Origin of the sequence: Sulfitobacter sp. CW3 (assembly GCF_019392245.1) — a bacterium.
Classification (GTDB): domain Bacteria; phylum Pseudomonadota; class Alphaproteobacteria; order Rhodobacterales; family Rhodobacteraceae; genus Sulfitobacter.
This window is the reverse complement of record NZ_JAHXRL010000284.1, coordinates 1-266: the sequence shown is the minus strand read 5'-3', so window position 1 is coordinate 266 and position 266 is coordinate 1. Positions and strand designations below refer to the sequence as shown.

The following is a 266-nucleotide window of genomic DNA, read 5'->3' as shown; positions in this document are numbered from 1 at the left end:
GCATCGTAGCCGCGGTTTGCCGCCTGGAGGCCAGGATGCTGTCCTGAATCCGGAGTCATGGCCCGGATCGAATCCAAGGGAGTGGGCCGGTGGTCCAAATACAGCGGCAATCAGGAGCGCCTCGGGCTCGCTTTGTCCTGGCGGGTCCGATCGGAGCGGACATCTGCGCGGGATCTGCAGCGGGTGCGGGTGCTGGTGCGGGAGCAGGGCAAGGATGAGGTCCTGGCCCGCAGGGAGGCGTTTCTGGAAAAGGCTGCCCGAAATTG

The 266-nt window shown here is 65.4% G+C and carries 1 protein-coding gene; it reads left to right on the top strand.

What is annotated here, in order from left to right; translation table 11 throughout:
• Positions 1-57: 57 nt before the first annotated feature.
• The coding region (locus tag KZZ06_RS21100) for a type II secretion system protein (protein ID WP_219581903.1) at positions 58-266 on the top strand (209 nt) is incomplete at its 3' end.